The sequence below is a fragment of the Streptomyces sp. NPDC001219 genome (assembly GCF_053597915.1).
Map to the genome: position 1 here is coordinate 68,584 of NZ_JBSFJF010000024.1, position 18,168 is coordinate 86,751.

Below are 18,168 nucleotides of genomic sequence, written 5' to 3' on the forward strand. Positions count from 1 at the left end.
CGCTAGCCGTGTCACTCGTTGTGGAGGACGTACGACCAGGCGGGCTGTTCGCCGCCCCTCGCATCGGCTTCGGCCAGTGCCCCCAGGGTCCAATACGTGATCTGCCCCCGCTCGGAGTTGCCCGGCGGCAGGAGGGCGCGGGTGCGGAGCCCGGTGACCCACAGCGCGACCATGGTGAGGAAGCTCGCCAGGCCGCGTGCAGCGGGAAGCCCGGCAAGATACTCCTCGTCGCTCCCGGTCGGGACGCGCAGGATGTGCCCGGTGGGCCCGTCGACGACGATCTCGCCTCCCATCCACTTGCCGATCTGGAAGAAGGGCCCACGTTCCGCCACTGGCTCGACATCATCCGGCCAGTCCACCTCATCGAAGAGGTCGACTTCCCAATCCCCGTAAGGCAGTAGCGCCATGGCGCCCTCATTCATGTCCGGCAGGCCGAACTTCGTGAGGAGCTCGCGAGTCGGCTGATGGGTCAGCTCCTCAGGAAGTTCCTCGGGCTCGGCCTCGTAGATGTCGTCTTCGCCGAAGAGAGTGATCAGGTCTCTGTGGTGCGGAGGCGTGGCATCAAGGGGGCTGCTCGGGCCCGCGTCCGCATAATCCCAGGACAGGGGCCGTTGCAAGGAGCCGAAGGTGTCCGAGGGGTCCACGCCGTTCGCCGGCTGGATGGCGATCAGCCCCAGGTCGCCCCCGAACACGACGACATCGCCCATGGTCAGTGGAGTGCAGGGAAGCAGGAACGCTCTTCTGCTTCGAGGAGGGGACGACAAGTCGAACAGCTCGCTGAGGCGTGTGGGATGCCCGGTACTCCCGCCGGACTGTGAAGCCGATGGCGTCGGTGTCGCAGTAGCCGGGGGCATGGTCAGGTCCGTGCGATGTTCCTGCGGAATCTCACCCTGTTCCCAAGAACCTGCGACGAGCTCACCCGTCTCAAAGTCGCGGACGGAGACATATGGTTGCGGCGATCCATCCACCGTACGCTGCTGCAACCCGGCAATTGCGGTCCGTCCCTGCCAACGCGCTTCCGACAGCCTGACGAACCTGCCGGCTTCGAGGAAACGCGCATGGCATCCGCCCGGTGGCCGCCAGTGGGCCCACTTCGTACGCCAGGGAAGTGAGACACCGGAGGACGCCACCGACGACGCGAATGCGAAATCATCGCGCGAACAGGCCATCAGATGCAGCCAAGAGGCCCATTCCACCTGACGCTGTGGTGTAATTCCCCACCCCCACAGATGAATTGCGTCGGCGGCGGGGCTGTTGCCGGGGATGACGAAGCTGCGGCTGCGCGCCGAGTCCATGAGTGTGCTCTGCGGCAGATTGGCCACCGTACGCCCGTCACGCAGAAGTTCTTCGTACGTCCCCGCTTGCACGGCGTGCATGGCGAGCCCGGCGGCGGCGTACAGCCCGACGGCTCCGGCCTTGGCCCACCCCTCCGGATGACGGAAATCGGAGGACGTACGTAGCAGCCAGGCGACCATGTGCCGATTCACGCACGTGAGTTCGTCGGCATCGACCCGGCGGCGAAGGCTTTCGGCCAGGGCCTCGTCGACGAAGGAAACCCCCAGTGGTCCCGTCCGCAGAACGCCGACATGCTCCCGAGCCACCTCGCTGAGATCGGCCTCGGACACGGTGCCGCCGGTCAAGGCGGCGACAAGTTGCGCCCACACGGGTACGGGCACGACGCGCGGCTCCGCCAAGGCGAGAGCGCGTAGGGCCGGCAGGTCGGGCGTGGGCACGACTCCGCCAGGCTCGGCCAGACGGAATACGGAATCCGCCCCGCTCGGCACGAGTTCGGGACCGGCATCGGTGAGCACGGCCAGCTTGCCTCGAGCCAGCCAGGGAATGGTGCTGCGGACCAGCCGCTCCGGCTCGTACGACCGCCGCGTGAGCCCAGCGCGGTGAGTGTTGAGGAGCACCAACAACCGCTCTTCGCTCCACGACCCGAGTGCGAACCTCCAGTCGTCCCGCTCGCCGGGAGACAGGTCAACTCCCAGCTCGGCCAGGGCTTTGTGCATCACTTGCTCGGCGGTGAGCCCGGCGGCGTCGACCAGAACACTCCCGGGGACCCTCTCGTGCACCCGCCGCACGACGGCCGCGGCATCGGCACCGACCGGAGCGACGACGTAGGCGACGCTGCCGCCCCGCCCACCGGCACGCCACCATGCGCCCACGCGATCGGGTACTCCTTCCGCGGGAATGCCCACCGATGCCATAGTGCAAGTCGCTCCTCGTCGCCACGCTCCCGAACTCCATCACAGTAAGGGGACAGCACGCTCCGAGGGGAATCGGGCCCTAAACACTCCAATGAGGGGCCGGACTCTGTCTCACACGTGACAGCCAGCTCGCCTGGGGGCCGCATGACTTGCCCTCGATCAAATTCCCGATCTCGTCCCAGCGTTGTGACGGCCATTCCCTTGACGCCATCGGGATGCCATTATCCCTTGGGGACGTTCTGGACCCCAGCCACATGAGTCACGAGATCGGCCACGTCGCCGTTCTGCCCCTTGGGGGCGTCTTCGTCGGCGAACAACTCGCCCCGGCAGTAGCCCGTGCCCTCATAATTCGGAAGTTCGAGCGGGTTGACGCCTTGATCACTTGATGCTACTCGGGCGGCAGCGGCTGCTCTTCGCCACCCTCAAACAGGTACCGAAACATCTCCCGCAGATAGGAATACAGCACTTCCTCGCTGCCGAACTCGATGTCCGTGATTCTTTCATAGTCGGCTGTCGAGAGTTCGCGGTTGCTCAGTACGGCCTTCAGGCCTTCTCGCACGCCATCAACATACTCCGGCTTGAATGCATGCAGAGTTGGGCGCAATGTACCGCTGGTATCGTACGCCTGCTCATAATCGAGGTAGACCTTGATGAATTTTTCAAGTTCCCTGTTCACGAATGATCCTTACTACGGGTGACGCCCGGGGGCGGGGTTTGCGTACATGGTAACCAACTTCCAATTACCGTCGACGAATCGATACACCGGCTTAATGGTACCCCCTTCGAAATCGACAGGCAGGAATTCGTTGAGGTTCGATGGATCTCGATAGAATCCAGTGAACCGCTCGTGCCCCTCGCCGCCGAAGATATCCGCGATGGGCACCTCGGCGTCCGGGGGTTCGCCGTCGTTGATGACTCGGTCGCGTAGGTATTGGTCCGCTCTGACCATGTCCTCGGGCTCGTCGAAACGTGTTGCATAGGGACCGACCCTGTGCGTATTACCGTGGACAGCAGGCTGGCGCGTGGTGGCGATGGGTCGGCGGTTCGCGTCCAGCAGGATCGCGAAAACGCCGTTGGTGCCGCTGTGGAGCGGGGTGGTGCTGCTTTGGCCCGTCTGCGGGTCGGCGTAGACGATCTGGCCGTTGTGGTTGACCACGTTCCAGGCGTGGGCACGGCCGGCGTTCTGGGTGATGATCACGGCGACCGTGGGATTGCCCGCGTACGACTCGACGAACGCGAGTGATCCGTCGGGGCAGTTGACGTCGCGACCGGACTCGTCGGGGTTCTGACCGCGGATGTCGTCGACCCAGGTGTCCTCACGCGGGTCAGGGGCCTGCTGGAACGAGCCGTCCTCGTTGCGCGGGAATCCCTCCTGCTGCGCACGGTTGTCGGCGTCGCTGGGGTCGTCGTAACCATCCGGCGGACCGGAGGGGCGCGTGGCGGTGGACGGGAAGACCGGTTCCCTCGACTCCGGTTGCTGGTCGGTGTCTTGAGGGTGCTGGGTGTCGTGGGTGTCGGCGGTGTCGTGGGTGTCCTGGGAATCCTGAGGGGCTTGGGATTCCTGGCTGTTCTCCGTGTCCTGCGTGTCCTGCGTGTTGTCGGACTGTGGGTTGCTCTCGTCCGTCGCGTCCGAGTCCTGGGGCGTTTCGGAGTCCTGGGCCTGGGTCGTTTCCGAGTCCCGGTCCGTGGTGGGGTCCGCGTCCGGGGCGGTCCCGGAGGCCTGGTCCGGGTTGGACTCCTGGGCGGTGTTCGCGTCCGGAGAATTGTCCTCGTTCTGCGGTGGTGTCGTCTCCGGGGTCGGCGTCGCTTCGGGGCCCGGCGTCGTCTCCGGCGTTGTGGAGGGCTCCGGGGTCGAGCCGTCGTTCTCGGAGGGCGTCTCGTCAGTGGACGGCTCGCTGGACGGCGAGGTGTCCGAAGATCCGTCCGGCTGAGCGTCGGAAGTTGACTGGTCCGTCGACGAGTCGGGGCCCGGGCTGATATTCGCGTCTGGGCTGTCGTTGGTGTCCGGAGTGGTCTGGGTGGACGGCTGAGGCGTCGACGGGGTCAGGAAGTACGGAGTGATCGGGTTCCGATTGGCGTCCAGTGGGGTGTAGAAGACCTCTTGGGCGCCCAGGTGAATCGGGTTCTCGCTGACGACGCCTGTCTGCGCGTCGACGAACAGGACCTGGCCGTTGTGGTTGACCGCGGCGAAGGCATGGCCGCCACCGCCGGGCCAGTTGACGCCGATGACGGCTGCCGAGCCATGCCCGGCCTGCGACAGCTCGTAGGGCGATCCGGCCCTGTGGGCCGACCGACTCCCTCCGCCGCACCGTCGGCGGAAGGGCCCTGCTTCAGATCCGGCTCAACGCCGTCCAGCCCTCAGACGGCAGCCCTAGCCATTGGGCCGGCGCAGGCTGCGGTACAGCTCGATCGCGGAGTCCGGCGGAGAGTTGGGGACGTAGGTGACGGCTCCGTCGCTTTTGGAGATCACCATGTGACTGCCACCCAACGGCGCCTGAGTTCCGGGCGGCGGCGGGGGCATCACGGCGTGAATGAGAAAGCCGATGTCGAACTCCGCCACGTACAACGGCGCCGGGTTCCCTTCCAGATCCAGTACTTCGAATCGGGCGCGAGCGGCGGCCAATGCCTCTTCGGTAGTGGCGGGGACGGGCTGTACCGGTTCCGGCGCATCGGGATGCGACACGGACTCTCTCCTGTCAGCGAAGGGACGGCTGTGGATCAGACGCGGTCATGCGGTGGAACTCGGGATGGCGCGGGGAGGTGGCCGTCGAAACGTCGAGCCCGCTCCAACCATTGATGAGCTTATCCAACCGACCGGCTGGATTGTGAACCCGTGCGCATCCACGTACCGTTCGCCGCGCTCCGGAGCGAACCCCCGTCGGCAAGCCGACGAGGGTTCCTCACCTCTTGAGCAGCCGCGCTATCGGGACCCCGCCGTCGACCCACTCACTCGCCGCTGGGGCGCCAGCGGCCGGCGCTCCGGGCGGCGCTGGCCCCGCCGCAGCCCCACAGCAGCAGGCCCAGGGCGCCACTCACACCCAGGCCGGCGAGCATGAGACTCAGCGAGGTGTTCGCGTGTCCGTCCGCGACCAGCGGTCTGGCAAGCCAGGAGTAGACGAGGACTCCTACGGCTCCCGACGCAAGGACCGGCACCAGCAGGCTCCACGCGCTGAGCCCGTAGAAGACCCTGCTGCGGCCGCAGAGCACCGCCACCGGGGCAGCGGCGCGTCCTTGGCGCAGGAACTCCGCCTGGGTGTTGAGCGCGAAACCCACGGCGAGCACGCAGGTTCCCAGGAGGCCGAAGAAGAGCAGCCATCCTGACTGGTCGCTGAGCACCTTGCCGCCGCTGATCCAGCCGATGCCCAGGGCGCTGACGCTGCTTCCGGGGGCGAGGGTGCGGTGCGCGGTGTGCTTGATCCGGGCGACGTCGAGAGCGGTTCCGTCACGGGAGAGCAGCAGAGCCGCATCGCCGGTACCGGCGGGCACCCGTGTGGTGGCGGTGGTGGCGAGGCCGGAGCCGTCTCCGAGGGCGTAGCGCAGGCGTTCATCGGCTTGCGCCACCGGGGTGACCGCACCCGAACGGCACGGGAGGCGAAGGGCCGTGAGGTCCTGGCAGCTGCCGGTGAGACGCGTGGTGCCCCTGGCCTTGTCGAGCGCCACAAGCATGGCTTGCGGGGGCAGCGAACTCGCGAACTCCGCGGTGAGGCCCTTGGGAGCCGTCACCGTCAGCACGCTGTCCCCGACCGCTTCGTGCACCGCGGTTGCCTGCCGAACGGGTTCGGCCATGCGGGACATCCACAGCTGTGCCTCGCCGGTGAGCCCGATGGCGATCACCACCGAGCACACCAGCCGTGCGGTCGTGGCGGCGGAAGCCGCCATCCAGCGTCCCGAGATCAGGGCGGAAGGGCCGGCCCAGCGGCGGGAGGCTTCCGCCAGGGCCGATCCGAATGCCGTACAGGCCGCCGCGATGAGCGACGGCAGGGTGGCGAAGCCGCCGAGGGTTCCCAGGACCTGCAGCAGGACACGCAGCGTGGGTGTGGGGGCGAGTCCGGGCCCGTAGGAGGCGGCCAGCAGGAACAGCGGGCAGGCCCAGCAGGCGAATCTGGTGAGGGCGGCACGGCCCGCGCGCGGGCGGGTGGCCGTGGCCGCCGGGCGGTGGCGGTGCAGCACGGTGACCGCGGAGAGCGCCGACACCAGCGACAGCACCGCCGCGACGACGAGCCACAGGGCGCCGGCACGCAGGTCCGGTGCGTGGAGAACGAAGTGTGCGAAGGGAACCGGCACGTCGGTCAGACAGCCCACAACGGCCGGTACCGCCCCGGCCATCGCTCCCAGAGCCGCGGGCAGGGCCGCTTCGCCCAGGACGATGAGTCGCCGGTGAGCGGGCAGCGCGCCCAGGGCGGTGACCAGGGCGATACGCCGGTCCCGTTCGTCAGCGCCCATACGGGCGGCCAGCACCGTGCAGACGCCGGCGGGAAGGAGCAGAAATCCGCCGACGGTGAGCAGGAACTCCCAGAGGGGACGCTGGTTGGTGAAGTCCCCGCTGCCCCACTCCGGCACGCTGCCGAATCCGTGAATCGGGCGTGCCTCCTCAAGTCCCCGCATGCTGTGCAGCGGCCGGACGTAGGCGAACCGCTCTCCGGGAGACGCCAGCCCCTCCGGGCCGATCGTCCCTGCCAACCTGCCGTAGCGCTCGCCGACCCGCTCGGCAGCCCCCGCCCGGAGCAGCGCGGGCGAGAGCACCGCCTCGCCGGGGGCGGGCCACGAGGTCAGGCCGGGCGGCGGAACGGCGGCGGGGCTCACCGGTTCCACCCAGACGACCGTGTACCCCCGCGCGTCATCCAAGGTGTCCTGCTTGAGCAAGTAGCGGGCGAGCGTGGTGCCGTGACCGGCGGCCACCCGCTGCGGGCTGCGGGCCGCGGTCCGCTCCTCGGTTCCGGCGTAGCCGGCGCACACCGCCACCAGGGAGGTGAGCGCCAGGCACAGTGCCGCGGTCGCGAACGACAACGCGACGAAGCGGGTGGCACTCCCCGCACGGCCCCGCCGGGCGGCCCGGCCGATCCGCAGCATCTGCCACCGCGTCCCGAGTCCGGAGTCGCCCGGAGACCTGGTCATGTCGCCACCCGTTCCGTGTGCAGGAGCCCGTCGCGCAGGCTCAGGTGCCGGTGGGCACGAGCCGCCACGCTCGGATCGTGGGTGGCCACCAGCAGCCCGCACCCCCATTGCTCCGGCAGCGAGAACAACAGGTCAGCGACCGTGCTGCGGGCGTCGGGATCGAGTGAGCCGGTCGGCTCATCGGCCAGGATCAGCGAGGGCTTGTTCATCAAGGCGCGTGCCACAGCGGTCCGTTGACGCTCACCACCGGACAGTTCGCCCGTGGTGGCCGTGGTTCCGGTCACGCACACGTCGTGCAGGAGCCCGGCCGCCCGCTCGTACGCGTCGCTGCGGGACTCGCCGGCCAGCAGGGCCGGCAGCGCCACATTCTCCACGGGCGTCAGTTCCGGGAGCAGTTCGCCGAATTGGAAAACCATACTGAGGTGTTGCGCCCGATGCCGTGCCAGCCGCTTACCCCGTAGCGTCGACATATCGCGGCCGGCCACCGAAACCTGTCCCTTTCCGGCGGGAACAAGGCCCAGGACCAGCGACAGCAAGGTGCTTTTCCCGCTACCGCTCGGCCCGGTCACCGCCACGGACTCCCCAGGAGCCAGATCCAGGGTGAGCCCTCTGAGCAGCTGACGCTTTCCGATGCTGTATCTCAGGTCTTTGAGACGCAGTACCGGATGAACAGCGGCGCTCGAATCAACCATGCTGATATGCCTCGCTAGATACCGCTGACGGCCCGGCAGCGTTACTGGGCCGCCGGGCCGTCAGAAAAGGAGCCCTCACCGGTGGATCAGGCGTTACGTCCGGGCGTCAGTTCGCCCATGCGCAGGTGTCGGGCTGCCAGTCCAGCGAGACGCAGCTGCGCAGCGTGTAGATGTACGCTCCCGCACCGCTGGTCGCCGTGGTGCCATTGCCGCTCTTGTTGTGCAACGTGTACGTTTCGCCGTTTCCGACTTCCCGGCCATAGCGGCTGTAGACGGGGTCACCGTCGGCCTTCTTGTCCTTTGCGTAGGCGTAGGCATGCTGAGGACTCACCCAGCCGGAAGAACCATAGGTGGCAGCATAGAGATTGTCTGCCGCCAGAGCAGGAGTGGCCCCCGCGACAAATGCTCCGCCGATGGCTATGGCAGCGATACGCCGCACAGTGTTACGCATTCCCAAACCCCTATTGTTCAGCCGCAGAGGCCATACCTCTGCTCATGCCACGAAGGGAAAGGTTGCATCAATGCAAAACGTCAAACCTTGCGGTTAGCCCCCCGTGGCCACGAAGGAGAACTGTATGCGCACCACTCGTAACCTGCAACTCGAAAGCCGGACTTGGGGAAGGCCAAAGCGAACTGCCCAGCCGACAGCGGGCCATAGTGATACGAGAAAGGGAGCGCAAAGTCCGGAACGCGGGTCACGCTGCAGTTCCCCTCGCGTGGCTTCTCCCCCTGCCCTCAACCCGTGTTAGCCGGGTGTTAGCGGAGCGGCAGCTTCTCGATAGTGGCCCGGATCAGGGTGGGTGACGTACCGAGGAACAACGACACCGACTGCCCCCCGGGGGACCTGACATGCGCTCCAGCACCACTGCCCGCGCGGCCCGTCGCCGCACCCTGCGCGTGGCCGCCGCGGCCCTGATCGCGACCGCCGGTCTCGCTCTGACCGCCTGCTCCGGCTCGGACCCCGCCGACGCGAAGTCCGCGGGCCACCCGAGCACGAGCACGAACTCCGCCGCCAAGGCCACCACCGCGGGCTGGTCCGGCATTCAGAGCTCCGATGGCAGGACGAGCACCGCTGCCGAGGTCGGCACCAAGTCGCTCGCTGCGGGACAGCAGTCGGGCGGCGCGCCGTCCGCCAGGGCCAAGGCGGGGTCCCCCGTCCGCACCCAGACCTTGGTCGACGGCAGCACGGCCGAGATCTACGACCTCGGCTCCCAGCGCTACCGCGCCGAGATCGTCAGCGACGGTTCGGTCGTGGCCACGATGGAGACGACGGGGCCGGACGCCGACGCCGGGCTCGATGCCAACGGCATGTACGTCGTGCTCACGAGGGGCGGCGAGATCCACTCGTGGATGGGCGGCGAGCACCAGGGACCGGGCACGTTCACGCTCGCGGGCGGCTGGAAGGCCAAGGTCACGAAGGTCGGCGAGCTGCGGTACCGCGCGCAGATCATCGGCCACGAGGGCGTGGCCGCCACGCTGGAGACGAAGGGGCACGACGTGGGGGTCGACGCCAACGGCGTGTACATCGTGCTCAGCGCCGGCGGCGTGATCAGCGCCCACGAGTAACGGCCCGCCCGGCTGCGGTGGTGCAGCCACCTCCGGCGGGGCGGCCCCACCTCCGCAGTGACGGAAGCGATCTGCGCCCGCACGCACACCATGAATCATGCACGACCTGAATCTGACGCGATGTCAATCCGTGCCGCCCAGGCGGCACTTGGGATACGAGAGGTCTGCTGGATGAAGATTCGCCGCACCCTGACGGCCGCCGCGGCGGCTGCCGTATTGACGCCCGCCGCCGTACTGGCCGCGCCCGCCGCCGCGTCCGCAACGGAGCCGGTGTCCGAGGCCGGTCCCCGCACACCCGCCGCTCCCGACTCCCCCTACTCCCCCGATGCCGCCACAGCGGCGGACCGGTCAGCCGATTCCGCGACGAGCGGCGGCGGAACGGGTGACCAGAACGCGGATCAGCCCTGCGCGTTCGAGTCCGACCAGTTGCAGGTGGCCGTCCGCGGGCTGCCGCGCCAGCTGGCTGCGGGCGGCGTCTGGGCCCCCTTCTCCATGACGCTCACCAACACCACCGCCAAGCCCCTGGGCGAGGTCCAGCCCTTCCTGCTCGTCTCCTCCGCTCAAGATGTCGACCGGCCGTCCTGGGAGCTGGACACCGAGTACCGCGACACCAAGTCGGGGCGGTGGAAGACCCTCCATGACGCGGAGCCCGACGACCTGTTCGGCTCCTTCGCCGTCGGTCCGCGCAGCTCCCGCACGCTCCAACTGCGCACCCGCGTGGTCAAGGGCGCCAAGCCCGGCACCGGGTACGCGCTCGCCGCCGGCGACTACCGCAACCGCGACGGCTCCTGTGGTTCGGCCAAGGAATCCTGGTACGACTTCACCATCCTCCCCGCGGGCGCGAAACCGACGCAGGCCCCGGCCGAGCCGGGCACGCCGGGCAAGGCGGGTGGCGCGGCCGAGACCGGCCGGAGCGCCGCGTCCGGCGGTGGTACGAGTGGTTCCGATTCCACCGGTGACCTCGGCCCGCGGGGCGGCGCCCAACTCGCCGCGACCGGCTCCTCGTCCATGCTCCCGGCGATCGCCCTCATCGGCGGAGCCGCGATGGTGGCCGGCGCGGGTGCGGTCATCGGCGTGCGCCGCCGGAGGAACGCGGCCGGTCCGGGCACCACGGACATCGCCGCGTAAGCCCAGCCGTCTCTCCACGAACCGGGAAAGAGATCCTCATGAAACTGCGCCGCGCCCTGTCGGTCTCGGCCGCGACCGCCGCCCTGTTCCCCGTGGCGTTAGCCGCCGCGCCCGCCTCCCAGGCGGCCTCCGCCGCGGAGCTCCCGAAGTGCTCCGACGTCGGGCAGCCCCACAACAACGCCCTCGTGGGCCGCTCGTTCGGCATACCCGACTCGGTCACTCTCGGCACCCACTGGACGCCCTACACCGCCACGCTCACCAACACCTCGGCGAAGGAGCTGAAGTCGTTCGCACTCAGCGCCAGGCTGGGCAGCTATGTCTACAACGAGGGCGAGCGTGACCTGAGTCCGTACGGCGATCTGCAGTACTGGGACATCGCGCAGCGCGCCTGGAAGACGCTGCGCCAGGCCGACGGAGACGCCGGCGGCACCGTCCCCGGCCCGAAGACGCTGAAGCCCCGCGAGTCCGTCCATGTGCAGCTGCGGTTCAGGGTGCGCAAGGACCTGCCCATGGACCACGCGTACGACGCGTTCACCGGCCTCACCGGCACCTTCGCCGACCGCTACCAGGACACGGACTGCACGGCCGACGGCGTCGCCGTGGGCGGTTTCTCCCCCCGCGAGGGGTGAGACCTGCGGGGTCCCGGGGTGCTGCCGCCGTCGCGGCCCAGCAGCACCCCGGCTCCCCGCAGGGGAACGACGCACAGAGCAGGCGGCTTCGGCCGCGGCGTCTCTCCCGGAGAGCTGTGCGGAGAAAGATCTGACGACACGATGGAGGAGTTCATGAAGTCCTGGCGCACCCGTATCGCTCTCGGTCTCGCCGTGGGTGTCGCGGCGGTCACGGTGCCGCTGACCGCCACGGCCGCTTTCGCCGCCGGCCCGCCGCCCGGTGACGGCTGGCAGCAGGTCGGTGGCGAGTCGTTCGACTCCTGGCAGAAGTGCCACGACCAGATGCAGAGTGACCTGGCACAGAACCCCAAGTACCACGAGGCCACCTGCGTCAGCGACCCCCAGCCCGGCCTCCCCAACTTCTACTCGGAGTGGATGCGCTGAGCTCGTTCCTCATGGTCTGACCCCGAACGACTCCCACGGCCTTCGTATGGTCCTGTGCTCCGGCCAAAGCGGCGCATGACCAGTACGAGGGCCGTGGGCGTCGGTTCCGCGGCGGCACGGAACCGGTGGCCGAGCGACGCCGGACGGTCGGCGGCCGGGCCCGGTTCGAGTCCCAGCCCCGATCCCGGCCCCGGCCCCGGCCCCGTTCAGAACTTCACGGTCGAGACCGTGTAGACCACCGGGTGCCCCGGCTCGTCGTAGCTGACCATGATCCGCTGGTTGGGGTGCGGTGACCGGTCCGTGGTCGTCGTGCCGGCCCAGGGTCCGTCGGTGTTGAGGTCCCAGCCGACCTTGGCGGCCTGGTCGGGCGGGATGGTCTTCTGGTCCTTCTTGAGGGCGTCGGTGCTGGTGCCGACGGCAGCGAGGTAGTGCTCCAGGCCCCACTCGTTGGTCCGGAACTGCACGAACAGCGAGCTGGTCTGCCAGGAGTTGGTCTCGTAGTAGTAGACCGGGGTGGAGCCGATCGGCACCGGGACGTTGTAGATCCGCTGCTGGACCTTGGACGGGAAGGCGTTGGTCAGGCCGGTGGCGGCGGCCTCCAGCTCCTTGCCCTCGCCACTGTCGCGGCTCTGCTCGGCCGAGATGACGATGTAGCCGGCCGGGATAGCGATCAGCAGGAAGACGATCAGCGCCATCAGCAGCGGCCGGCGGCGCTTGGCGCGCGGCGGCGTGGACGGGTGCGGGTCGTCGTGCACGGTGTGCAGGTCGGTGTCGGTCATCGGCGGCCGGCCCGTTCGTAGCGTTCGTAGCGTTCGACGCGCCGCCGGTTGGCGCGCCGGAAGCGGCGGGCCACCAGACGGGCCAGATCGGCGGCGCCGACCATCCCGGCCTCGGGGCCCAGCTGGGCCTTGGCGAGGGTGGCTTCGGGGCGGTAGCCGCGGCCGGTGAGGTGGCGCCGGAAGGCGTCCCTGGCCGGGCCGATCAGCAGGTCGTCGGCGGCGCTGACGCCCCCGCCGATGACGAAGCAGGACGGGTCGAGGGCGGCGGCGAGGTTGGCGATGCCGACGCCGAGCCACTGGCCGATCTCCTGGAGGAGCTCGACGCACATCGCGTCGCCCTCCCGGGCCAGCTCGGTGATCAGCGGTCCGGTGATGTCGCCGATCCGGCCGCCGACCCGCTCGATGATGTTGTACGCGACCGGGGAGTCGGCGGCGGCCAGCTCGCGGGCCTCCCGCACCAGCGCGTTGCCGGAGCTGTACTGCTCCCAGCAGCCGCGGTTGCCGCACGGGCAGCGGTGTCCGCCGGGGACGACCTGCATATGACCGAATTCACCCGCGACGCCGTACTTGCCGCGCTTGACCGCGCCGTCCTCCAGGATCGCGCCGCCGATGCCGGTACCGAGCGTGATCATCACGAGGTGGTCCTGGCCGCGGCCGGCGCCGAAGCGCCACTCGGCCCAGGCGGCGGTGTTGGCGTCGTTGTCGACCATGACCGGGACCGCGAGGCGCCCGGCGAGCCGGTCCCGCAGGGGCTCGTTGCGCCAGTTCAGATGCGGTGCGAACAGCACCTTGCTGCGGTCCGCGTCGACCCAGCCGGCCGCGCCGATACCGACCGCGTGGACGTCGTGCCGGTCGGAGAGGTCGAGCACCAGCTCGGTGATGGTGTCCTCGACGACCTTGGGGCTCTTGGACTTGTCCGGCGTCTCGGTGCGGACCTTCTCCAGGATGGTGCCGTCGGCGTCGACCACGCCCGCCATGACCTTGGTGCCGCCGATGTCGATGCCGACGGTGGGCACCCGGGGGGCGGTCAGGTGTGAGCGCCGCTCACGGGTGCCGACCGTGCGCAGCACGGTGGCTCTCGCAGATCCACGGTGTACCCGGTCCCGGTACATGCTCATCGACCCACCTCTTCGCTGGTACTCCCCCACTGCCTGGTGGGCGCGGGTGGTACCCCCATGCGGCGGCTGCGTGCTCGCAAGAGTCGTCTCGTCCCTGCGGGTCTCGGGAGGCCGGGGCCTCGATGTGCTGGTTCGCTGCGATTGTGCATCACCCGCACCGTCCCGCGCACCGCGACGGAGAGTGACGCGCCCCGCGCGGCCCGGAGGCCTGCGCGGGGCGCGGTGGGGATCACTCGGGCCGGTGACCTCCGGGGAATTCCGGGGTCGCGGTGCGGGCCAGCTCGTGGCTGAGCTGTTCCAGCTCGCTGCCGCCCGCCATTTGACGGGTCAGTTCGTCGAGGGCGATCTCCGATTTGGCATGACTTCCGGCCATCGTTCCCCGCTTGAGCAGCACGAAGCGGTCGCCGACGAGATAGGCGTGGTGCGGGTTGTGGGTGATCAACACCACGCCGAGCCCGGCGTCCCGGGCGGCCGCGACGTACTTGAGGACGACACCGGACTGCTTGACGCCGAGCGCCGCGGTCGGCTCGTCCAGGACGAGGACCTTGGCGCCGAAGTAGACGGCGCGGGCGATGGCGACGCACTGCCGTTCGCCGCCCGACAGGGTGCCGATGGGCTGGTCGACGTCGCGCAGGTCGATGCCCATCCGCAGCAGCTCGCCGCGGGTGGTCTCGCGCATCGTGCGGACGTCGAGCCGCTTGAACGGGCCGACTCCGGTGGTCGGCTCGGAGCCGAGGAAGAAGTTCCGCCAGACCGGCATCAGGGGCACGACGGCCAGGTCCTGGTAGACGGTGGCGATACCGCGGTCCAGGGCCTCGCGCGGGGAGGAGAGGGAGGTCTCCTCGCCGTCGATGGTGAAGGAGCCGGCGTCATGCCGGTGCAGCCCGGCGATGATCTTGATGAGGGTGGACTTGCCGGCGCCGTTGTCGCCGAGCACACAGGAGATCTCGCCCGCGTGCACCTCCAGCGAGACGCCTTCCAGGGCCCGGACGTTCCCGTAGTACTTGCTGACGTCGGTCAGCTCGACCAGCGCTGTCATGCCTTTTCCTCCGCCCGCTTGCGGACCCATGCGTTCAGGAGCGTGGCGAGCAGCAGCATCGCGCCGAGGAAGAACTTGTACCAGTCCGGATTCCACTGCGCGTAGACGATGCCCTTGCTGGCCATGCCGAAGATGAAGGCCCCGACGGCCGCGCCGATCGCCGAGCCGAAGCCGCCGGTCATCAGACAGCCGCCGACCGCCGCGGCGATGATGTAGAGGAACTCGTTGCCCACGCCGTCGCCGGACTGGATCGCGTCGTACGAGAACAGCAGGTGCTGTCCGGAGACCCAGGCGGCGAAGGCGACGCCCATGTAGAGGCCGATCTTGGTCTTGGTGACCGGGACACCCACGGCCCGTGCGGCGTCCGCGTTGCCGCCCACCGCGAAGATCCAGTTGCCGACCCGGGTCCGCAGCAGAATCCAGGTGGCGACCGCGACCAGGAGCAGCCACCACAGGATGGTGATCTGGATGTCCACGCCGCCCAGGGTCAGACGCGAGGCGAAGACCGTGCGGGCCGAGTCGAAGCCCTCCATGTCGGCGATGGTCTTCGTCGAGACGGTGCCGCTGATCAGCTTGGTGAAGCCGAGGTTGAGGCCGGTCAGCATGAAGAAGGTGCCGAGCGTGATCACGAAGCTGGGCAGCTTGGTACGGGTCAGCAGGAGCCCGTTGAACACCCCGATGGCGAGCGTGACCAGCAGCGACACCCCGACACCCACCCAGGTGTTGGCGGTCATCTGGTAGCTGAACATCGACGAGATCAGCGCCGAGCTGACGACCATGACACCGGCCGACAGGTCGAACTCCCCGCCGATCATGAGCAGCGCCACCGGCACGGCCATGATCCCGATCGTCGAGGACGCGTAGAGCACGGTGGACAGGCTGGAGGCCCGCAGGAACGGCTCGGCCGCGACCGAGAAGAACAGGAAGACCGCGGCGGCGCCGACGACGGAGCCCAGTTCGGGGCGGCCCATCAGCCGGCGGGCCAGGGAGCGGTGCAGCAGCCGTTCGTCGGCTCCGCCCTTCGCCGGTCCGGCGGGCGGCACCGGTGGTGCGTCGGTGCCGCTCATCGGGTCCCCCGCTTCGTGTACTCCTGCAGCGCCGCGGCGTCCTTCCTGGTGATCACCTGGGGCCCGGTGAGCACCGGCTTGCCGCCGCCGAGGACGTCGGAGTTGTACTTGTACAGCCACAGCAGGTCGACGGCCTGGTAGCCCTGGAGGTAGGGCTGCTGGTCGACGGCGAAGCCGAGGGAGCCGTCCTTGAGACCGGTCGCGACCTGGGCGTTGAGGTCGAAGGTGTCGATCTCGGCCTTGCTGCCGGCCTGCTCCTTCGCCTTGACGGCGGTGGCGGCGAAGGGCGCGCCGAGCGTGACGACGGCGTCGAGGGAGCTGTCCGACTGGAGCTTGGACTCGATGGAGGACTGCACGTCGGGCATGTTGGTGCCCTCGACATACAGCTTCTGCAGGTCGCCCTTGAAGGTCTTCCCGGCGCCGTCGCAGCGCTGCTCGTGGCCGACGTTGCCCTGCTCGTGCAGGACGCACAGGGCCTTCTTGCGGCCGCGCTTGTTCAGCTCCTCGCCGACCGCCTCGCCGGCCACCTTCTCGTCCTGTCCGATGTGACTGAGCGCACCGAACGCCTTGGACTCCTCGGCACCGGAGTTCACCGTGATCACCGGGATACCGGCCTTCCGGGCCTTCTTGAGGACGTCCTTCATGGCGTCGGGCTTGGCGAGCGAGACGATCAGCCCGTCGACCTTCTGGTCGATGTAGGACTGCACCAGCTGGCTCTGCCGCTGGGCCTCCTTGTCGTGCCCGTAGACGAACTTGATGTTGTCCTTGACGGCGGCCTGCTGGGCACCGTTCTGCACGATGTCCCAGAACGTGTCGCCGTCTCCCGAGTGGGTGACCATCGCGAAGGTCCACCTGGGGGTGTTCACCGCGGCCTTGCCGCCGGCCGCCTGGGCGGCGCGCTCCTGCTCGGCGCGCAGGCCTCCGGTGCTGCTGCATCCCGCCAGGGAGGCGCCCAGCACCGCCGCCAGCACGGCGCCCACGACGCGTCCCCTTCTCCGAACCCGTGCCACGAGGACTCGCCCTTCCCGCTGATCTTGCCGTGTCGGCGTTGGTTGTATTCGCTGTCCGGCCGGACCCGCCGGCCGCCGTGTGGTGTCGTCCGCCGGCACCGGGCGGCCGGGCCCGGCCGGCCAAGTATCCGTTACCGGTGATCTGTCCCGGTTCATGGGGTCCCGTCTTCCCTGGGGCTTCACCGGGTGCCTCGCCCGGTGTGCGCGGTCAGCTCTGGTCCGTGGGCGGTCGCCAGTAAAGCGGACGCGCTGCGCACGGCGACGCGGTGGGCAGTGAGGGGGCCAGTCGTACGCACGCCGATCATCGTGGGACCGCCTTTTCTCCCGGCCGCCGGAATGCGGCTGGAGGAGTTTGTAACGGCGCGCGCGGAGCCGCGTCAAGACTTTGTCAGAACATTCTGACGAAGGCGGGCCGCATGGGTCGCACACAGCAGGGCATACCGGTCGATAAGGCCCGTCCGACGGCGCTCACGGGGCTGCCGGGACGAACGGCCCGGCAGCCCTCAGCCGTGAGAGGAACCGCCCCGGCCGCGCCTGACCGCACCCTCAGGGCCGTACCAGCAGCTGGAACTCGAAGGCGTAACGGGACGCGCGATAGACATGCGAGCCGAACTCGACCGCTCGCCCGGTGTCGTCGAAGGTCGTCCGCTGCATCGTGAGCAGCGGGGCGCCCTCGGGCTCCTCCAGCCGCTCGCCCTCCTCGACGGTCGCGGCCCGGGCCCCGACCGCCTGACGGGCGCTGTGCAGGGTGATCCCGGCCGACCGCATCAGGCGGTAGAGGCCGGTCTCCTCCAGCTCGGCGGTCCTCAGCTGGATCAGCCCGGCGGGGAGGTGGTTGCGGAGGTGCGCGACGGGTTCGCCGTGGGCCAGCCGCAGCCGCTCGACCAGCGCGACCTCCGCGCCCTCGGCGATCCCCAGCGCGGCGGCGACCTCGGCGTCGGCCTCGGTGGTGGTGTTGAGCAGTACCCGGGTGGCGGGCTTCTGCCCGGCCGCCTCCAGGTCGTCGTAGAGGCTGCTCAGCTCCAGCGGGCGCTTGACCTGGCTGTGCACGACCTGGGTGCCGATACCGCGGCGGCGCACCAGCAGGCCCTTGTCGACCAGCGACTGGATCGCCTGCCGCACCGTGGGCCGGGACAGGCCCAGCCGTCCGGCCAGCTCGATCTCGTTGCCGAGCAGGCTGCCGGGCGCCAGCCGCCCGTGCTCGATGGCGGCCTCCAGCTGCTGGGACAGCTGGAAGTACAACGGGACCGGACTGCTCCGGTCCACGCTGAACTGGACGGGGCCGTCGGCGCCCAGGGCTTGTTCTGTCTCGCGTTTCCCCACGCTCGCGAGCGTATCCGCCCCGGCAGATGACGGGAAGTCCGGAGGTCACATTGTCCGGACAAGGCGGGC

Annotated in this window: 17 protein-coding genes and 2 pseudogenes; 5 read left to right on the top strand and 14 right to left on the bottom strand. The window is 69.2% G+C overall.

What is annotated here, in order from left to right:
* Positions 1–11: 11 nt before the first annotated feature.
* The 3 genes and pseudogenes from ACWC9R_RS17990 to ACWC9R_RS18000 all read right to left on the bottom strand — a co-directional run.
* On the bottom strand, positions 12–2,210 hold the full coding sequence (locus ACWC9R_RS17990; RefSeq protein WP_450732611.1) for an SUKH-4 family immunity protein: 2,199 nt from the start codon (positions 2,208–2,210) through the stop codon (positions 12–14).
* 388 nt (positions 2,211–2,598) lie between these two features.
* A complete protein-coding gene (locus tag ACWC9R_RS17995) occupies positions 2,599–2,886 on the bottom strand; it encodes a hypothetical protein (RefSeq protein ID WP_450732613.1) in 288 nt (95 codons plus the stop codon).
* Positions 2,887–2,898: 12 nt separating this feature from the next.
* Positions 2,899–3,561, bottom strand: a pseudogene (locus ACWC9R_RS18000) (toxin glutamine deamidase domain-containing protein); the annotation flags it as partial.
* Between the two features lie 334 nt (positions 3,562–3,895).
* Here ACWC9R_RS18000 and ACWC9R_RS18005 point away from each other — a divergent pair.
* The gene (locus tag ACWC9R_RS18005) at positions 3,896–4,141 is read left to right on the top strand and encodes a hypothetical protein (RefSeq protein ID WP_450732615.1); all 246 of its coding nucleotides are present in this window, start codon (positions 3,896–3,898) and stop codon (positions 4,139–4,141) included.
* A gap of 218 nt (positions 4,142–4,359) precedes the next feature.
* Here the strand turns inward: ACWC9R_RS18005 and ACWC9R_RS18010 are convergent.
* The 5 genes and pseudogenes from ACWC9R_RS18010 to ACWC9R_RS18030 form a co-directional block, all read right to left on the bottom strand.
* Positions 4,360–4,470, bottom strand: a pseudogene (locus tag ACWC9R_RS18010) (toxin glutamine deamidase domain-containing protein); the annotation flags it as partial.
* A 111-nt stretch (positions 4,471–4,581) separates the two neighbouring features.
* Positions 4,582–4,893 carry a hypothetical protein gene (locus ACWC9R_RS18015; protein ID WP_450732617.1) on the bottom strand — a complete coding sequence of 104 codons (312 nt, stop codon included), beginning with the start codon at positions 4,891–4,893 and terminating at the stop codon, positions 4,582–4,584.
* A 263-nt stretch (positions 4,894–5,156) separates the two neighbouring features.
* Complete coding sequence (locus ACWC9R_RS18020; protein WP_450732619.1) at positions 5,157–7,325, bottom strand: FtsX-like permease family protein; 2,169 nt, start codon at positions 7,323–7,325, stop codon at positions 5,157–5,159.
* Positions 7,322–8,017: an ABC transporter ATP-binding protein gene (locus ACWC9R_RS18025; protein ID WP_450732621.1), complete on the bottom strand. Its 696-nt coding sequence runs from the start codon at positions 8,015–8,017 to the stop codon at positions 7,322–7,324. The genes ACWC9R_RS18020 and ACWC9R_RS18025 overlap by 4 nt, the downstream gene beginning before the upstream one ends.
* Positions 8,018–8,123: 106 nt before the next feature.
* Positions 8,124–8,468 (bottom strand): hypothetical protein, encoded by a 345-nt coding sequence (locus ACWC9R_RS18030; protein ID WP_450732623.1) that lies wholly within the window; start codon positions 8,466–8,468, stop codon positions 8,124–8,126.
* 398 nt (positions 8,469–8,866) lie between these two features.
* Here ACWC9R_RS18030 and ACWC9R_RS18035 point away from each other — a divergent pair, with 398 nt between their 5' ends.
* The 4 genes from ACWC9R_RS18035 to ACWC9R_RS18050 all read left to right on the top strand — a co-directional run bounded on the left by ACWC9R_RS18035 (position 8,867) and on the right by ACWC9R_RS18050 (position 11,763).
* Complete coding sequence (locus ACWC9R_RS18035; RefSeq protein ID WP_450732625.1) at positions 8,867–9,583, top strand: hypothetical protein; 717 nt, start codon at positions 8,867–8,869, stop codon at positions 9,581–9,583.
* A gap of 171 nt (positions 9,584–9,754) precedes the next feature.
* Entirely contained in the window at positions 9,755–10,711 is a 957-nt protein-coding gene (locus ACWC9R_RS18040) for an LPXTG cell wall anchor domain-containing protein (protein ID WP_450732627.1), read from the top strand.
* A 38-nt stretch (positions 10,712–10,749) separates the two neighbouring features.
* A complete protein-coding gene (locus tag ACWC9R_RS18045) occupies positions 10,750–11,340 on the top strand; it encodes a hypothetical protein (RefSeq protein ID WP_450732628.1) in 591 nt (196 codons plus the stop codon).
* Positions 11,341–11,493: 153 nt separating this feature from the next.
* Complete coding sequence (locus ACWC9R_RS18050) at positions 11,494–11,763, top strand: hypothetical protein (protein ID WP_450732630.1); 270 nt, start codon at positions 11,494–11,496, stop codon at positions 11,761–11,763.
* A 206-nt stretch (positions 11,764–11,969) separates the two neighbouring features.
* Here the strand turns inward: ACWC9R_RS18050 and ACWC9R_RS18055 are convergent, their stop codons facing one another.
* From ACWC9R_RS18055 to ACWC9R_RS18080, 6 genes are all read right to left on the bottom strand, one after another.
* Positions 11,970–12,542 carry a hypothetical protein gene (locus tag ACWC9R_RS18055; protein WP_450732631.1) on the bottom strand — a complete coding sequence of 191 codons (573 nt, stop codon included), beginning with the start codon at positions 12,540–12,542 and terminating at the stop codon, positions 11,970–11,972.
* Entirely contained in the window at positions 12,539–13,660 is a 1,122-nt protein-coding gene (locus tag ACWC9R_RS18060) for an ROK family glucokinase (protein WP_450732633.1), read from the bottom strand. The genes ACWC9R_RS18055 and ACWC9R_RS18060 overlap by 4 nt, the downstream gene beginning before the upstream one ends.
* A 229-nt stretch (positions 13,661–13,889) precedes the next feature.
* Positions 13,890–14,699 (bottom strand): ATP-binding cassette domain-containing protein, encoded by an 810-nt coding sequence (locus tag ACWC9R_RS18065; protein ID WP_450732634.1) that lies wholly within the window; start codon positions 14,697–14,699, stop codon positions 13,890–13,892.
* Positions 14,696–15,766, bottom strand: coding sequence for an ABC transporter permease (locus ACWC9R_RS18070; RefSeq protein WP_450732636.1), 1,071 nt, complete (start codon positions 15,764–15,766; stop codon positions 14,696–14,698). The genes ACWC9R_RS18065 and ACWC9R_RS18070 overlap by 4 nt, the downstream gene beginning before the upstream one ends.
* Positions 15,763–16,776 carry a sugar ABC transporter substrate-binding protein gene (locus tag ACWC9R_RS18075; RefSeq protein ID WP_450732637.1) on the bottom strand — a complete coding sequence of 338 codons (1,014 nt, stop codon included), beginning with the start codon at positions 16,774–16,776 and terminating at the stop codon, positions 15,763–15,765. Before ACWC9R_RS18075 ends, ACWC9R_RS18070 begins: the two co-directional genes overlap by 4 nt.
* Before the next feature lie 546 nt (positions 16,777–17,322).
* Complete coding sequence (locus ACWC9R_RS18080; protein WP_362613403.1) at positions 17,323–18,099, bottom strand: GntR family transcriptional regulator; 777 nt, start codon at positions 18,097–18,099, stop codon at positions 17,323–17,325.
* Positions 18,100–18,168: the final 69 nt, after the last annotated feature.